The following is a 1628-nucleotide window of genomic DNA, read 5'->3' on the forward strand; positions in this document are numbered from 1 at the left end:
GGCGGTTTCAAGGGGTCGACGCAACACCGCTGTTAGTTGGTGGTGATTAGATCACGCAGACGCTCGGCTGGGGTATCCCAGCCGAGCGTTTTGCGTGGCCGACCGTTGAGCTCCTGAGCGACATGCTCGAGATCCTCGGGACCGTAGACACTCAGGTCGGTGCCCTTCGGGAAGTACTGCCGCAGGAGCCCGTTGGTGTTCTCGTTGCTGCCCCGCTGCCAAGGGCTGGCCGGGTCACAGAAGTAGACGGCCATGTCGGTGGCCATGCTGAACTGCTTGTGTCGGGCCATCTCGGCACCCTGATCCCAGGTCAGCGACCCACGCAGATGCTCCGGAAGGGTCCTCATGGTGGCGATGAGCGCGTCCCGCACCGATTCGGCGTCGTGCCCATTCGGCAGGTGCAACAGCATCGTGTAGCGGGTGCTGCGTTCGACGAGGGTGCCGATCGCGGTCTTGTTCAGCTCACCGGTGATCAAATCGCCTTCCCAGTGCCCGGGCACGGCCCGGTCGGCGACCTCGGCGGGACGGTCGCTGATCATGATCATCGGATCGACGAACCGGTGGGTGCGCTCGTCCTGTTTCCGCTGCTGCTTGCGTCTGCCGCGTCCGGTTCGAAGTGCTTGCTGCACTTCCTTTTTCAATCCTCCACGGGCCTGGAAATACAGTGCTTGGTAGATCGTTTCGTGGCTCACCCGCATGCTTTCGTCGTCGGGGAAGTCCCGACGCAAGCGATGCGAGATCTGCTCCGGCGACAGCTTCCGGGACAAGCCTTCCTCGACCGCTTCCCTCAGGACCGTGTTCCGAACCAGTTTGGACTGCTTGGGCCGCGCCCGGGCTGCGGCGGCTGCCCGATCGGCCTGATACGGCAGATACCGGCCCTCGAGGCTGCCGCGACGAATCTCCCTCGAGACGGTGGAGACGTTCTTGCCGATCCGAGCGGCGATGGTCCGTAGCGAGTCCTCTACGAGCAGGCCGTCGGCGATCGCGATCCGGTCCTCGACCGACAGGTACCGGTCGCTGATCGCCGGTCGTCCGCTGCCATCACAGGTCACACTGGTCACAGACTGTGTGTAGACGGTTCCGTGGTGGTAGTCCACGACCCGCCCATCCGGATGAATGCGCTTGCTGTTCGAGCGCCGGATCCCCTGACGCCAGTCCCGTGCGGTGCGTTCGTTGACCCCGACCTCACGGGCCGCTCGTCTGGCCGACCAACCGGCTTCGATCAACTCCAGACAGCGACGCTTGGCTCCGGGTTTGCCCTTCGGCGAGATTCTCTCCTTGCTGACCATGCCCTCGGCCACCAGGATCCGGCGGGCCACCGACTGCGCCACCCCGGATGCCCTCGCCGCTGCGCTGATCGAGCCGGTCTCGCCGTAGACCGTCACGATCAGCTGGGGGTCGGGGGTGCCGACCCGGCCGCGAGGCTTGCCCACCGGCCGGCCGATCGCCCGCAAGATTGCGTAGCACCGCTGCCGCGGCAGCCCGATCGCGGCCGCAGCCTCCTTGACCGGAATACCGGCGTTGACCAATCGCGTGAGTTGGTTACCGAATCGGTCGCAGTCCTCCTGAAACGACATGATCGTCGCAACCTCTCGTTGAGAGTGTTGCGACGATCATGTGAACCCGCC

1 protein-coding gene is annotated in these 1628 nt (G+C 65.0%); it reads right to left on the minus strand.

Going from position 1 to position 1628, the window contains the following annotated elements; translation table 11 throughout:
* Positions 1-32: 32 nt before the first annotated feature.
* Complete coding sequence (locus ACWPOC_RS25515; protein WP_183070776.1) at positions 33-1223, minus strand: IS30 family transposase; 1191 nt, start codon at positions 1221-1223, stop codon at positions 33-35.
* Positions 1224-1628: the final 405 nt, after the last annotated feature.

The sequence above is a fragment of the Rhodococcus sp. 5G237 genome, from assembly GCF_053764735.1.